General features: G+C 73.3%; 3 protein-coding genes. 1 reads left to right on the top strand and 2 read right to left on the bottom strand.

The window, feature by feature from the left end:
- Nucleotides 1-168, bottom strand: a 168-nt coding sequence (locus H5J30_RS37040; protein ID WP_445194966.1) for a DUF6986 family protein, incomplete at its 3' end; no start/stop codon positions are given.
- 78 nt (nucleotides 169-246) lie between these two features.
- Nucleotides 247-1,488: an MFS transporter gene (locus H5J30_RS28575; RefSeq protein WP_181790177.1), complete on the bottom strand. Its 1,242-nt coding sequence runs from the start codon at nucleotides 1,486-1,488 to the stop codon at nucleotides 247-249.
- Nucleotides 1,489-1,585: 97 nt separating this feature from the next.
- Here H5J30_RS28575 and H5J30_RS28570 point away from each other — a divergent pair, with 97 nt between their 5' ends.
- Nucleotides 1,586-2,038, top strand: coding sequence for a winged helix-turn-helix transcriptional regulator (locus H5J30_RS28570; protein WP_181790176.1), 453 nt, complete (start codon nucleotides 1,586-1,588; stop codon nucleotides 2,036-2,038).
- Nucleotides 2,039-2,201 lie beyond the last annotated feature (163 nt).

The following is a 2,201-nucleotide window of genomic DNA, read 5'->3' as shown; positions in this document are numbered from 1 at the left end:
GCCGAAGGCGTCGGCGGGGACGTAGACGGTGTGCACGGGTTGGCGGGTGCCGGGGTCGCCGGGGTACCGGCGGGCGAGTTCGGCGTCGACGGGGGCGAGGGCGGCGGCGATCCGGTCCCGTACGGGGGCGCCGATCGACGTAGCGGGCGAATCGTCCTGCGCCACCATGCACCCTCCCGGCGTTCAACAAAACGTTGAAGTTGAACGTATCCGGGCGTCCGCGAAGCGTCAACGGACGCGGAGCGGTCACACCCGGCGGGCGCCTGCCGCCGCGCCGCGCCGGGTGACCAGCCACAGCACGAACCCCAGGCCGCCGAACCCGGCACCCAGGGCGCAGACGGCACCCCATCCGGCCGCCGCGTAGAGGGCGGTCGCGCCGATGGCGCCGGTGGCACTGCCGACCGAGTAGAAGACCATGTACCCGCCGATGAGGCGGCTGCCGGCGTCCGGGCGCAGCGCGTAGATCAGGGTCTGGTTCGTGACGTGGACCGCCTGGACGGCGAGGTCGAGCAGGATCACCCCGGCCACCAGCGCCCAGAGGGAGTTGCGCGTGAAGGCGAGGGGCAGCCACGAGAGGGCGAGCAGTGCCAGAGCGGTGCCGGTGGTCCGCCCGGAGAGCCCGCGGTCGTTCAGGCGGCCGGCCGCGGACGCGGCCAGCGCGCCCACGACGCCGATCAGACCCAGCATCCCGACGGCGGTGTGCGACAGGGAGTACGGGGGCTCGCCGAGCGGCAGCGCGACGCTGCTCCACAGGGTGCTGAACGAGGCGAAGATCAGGAGCCCGAACAGCGCCCGGAGCCGCAGCAGCGGTTCGCGTACGAACAAGGAGACGGTGGAGCGCAGGAGTTGCCCGTAGCGCAGCACCGCCTGGGGGGCGCCGCCGTGCCGCGGCAGCACGCGGTGGAGCACCAGGGCGAGCAGGGCGGTGAGCGAGGCCGAGGCGAGGTAGACGGAGCGCCAGCCCGCGAGGTCGGCCAGGACGCCGGAGACGGTACGGGCGAGGAGGATGCCGATGACCACCCCGCCGGTGACGAGCCCCACGACCCGGCCGCGCGCGGCGGGCGGGGCCAGCGAGGCGGCGAAGGCCACCAGCGTCTGCGTGACGACCGCGAGCAGCCCCATCGCGGCCATGCCGGCGAGCAGTACCGCCGCCGTGGGCGCGGCGGCCACCGCGGTCAGCGCCGCCACCAGCAGCAGCAACTGGGCCACGACGAGCCGTCTGCGGTCGGCCATGTCGCCCAGCGGCACGAGGAAGAAGAGCCCCAGCCCGTAGCCGACGTGCGTGAGGGTGACGATGCCGCCGACGAGCGCCGGGCTCATCGCGAGGTCGTCGCCCATGGCCACCAGGAGCGGCTGGGAGAAGTAGACGTTGGCCACCGCGGCGGCGCAGGCGAAGGCGAAGAGCACGACGATGCCGCGGGACAGGACGGGTTCCTCTCCGCTACGGGCCTCCGCCTGCCGTGCAACGGCCTCACCTGTGCCGGACATGGGCGCACCCTCCCTCACTTCTGGTTTCATCTTGCTACCAGGGTGACGGTAACCTTGCTTGGTAGCATGTTGCAACTGCATTCGAGGGAGGAACGCCATGGTGGCCAGGACGCGCTTCGACGACAACGAGTGCCCCGTCGCCCGGTCGGTGGACGCGATCGGCGACTGGTGGTCGCTGCTGATCGTCCGGGACGCCTTCGACGGCAGCCGGCGCTTCGGGGAGTTCCAGCGCAGCCTCGGGGTGGCGAAGAACATCCTCACCGCGCGGCTGCGCACCTTCGTCGACGGCGGCATCCTCGCGTCCGTCCCCGCCTCGGACGGCAGCGCCTACCGCGAATACGTCCTGACGCCGAAGGGCGAGGCGCTCTTCCCCGTCATCGTGGCGCTGCGGCAGTGGGGCGAGGCGAACTCCTTCGCGCCCGGCGAACCGCACTCGGAACTGCTCGACCGGCGGGAGGGGCGGCGCCTGCGCGGGCTGGAGGTGCTGTCGGCGGACGGCCGGCCCCTACGCCCCGACGAGACCGAGGTCCACAAGGTCTCCGCCGGGTGAGCCGGGTGTGATGCCCTGCGGCCTCAGGACCAGGCGCCGGCGAGCCGGGCGGTCCAGAGCGCGACCGGCACCGCGAACGTCAGCAGGCGCAGCGCGCTGTCCGCCGTCGCGGCGGCGCTGTGGTGCGGCGGCCAGGGCAGGAGGCGTACGCCGGGATCCGTCT

It is taken from the genome of Streptomyces phytophilus (assembly GCF_013870535.1).
Lineage (GTDB): Bacteria > Actinomycetota > Actinomycetes > Streptomycetales > Streptomycetaceae > Streptomyces > Streptomyces phytophilus.
The sequence above is the reverse complement of the archived record's forward strand: the minus strand, read 5'-3'. Positions and strand labels throughout refer to the sequence as shown.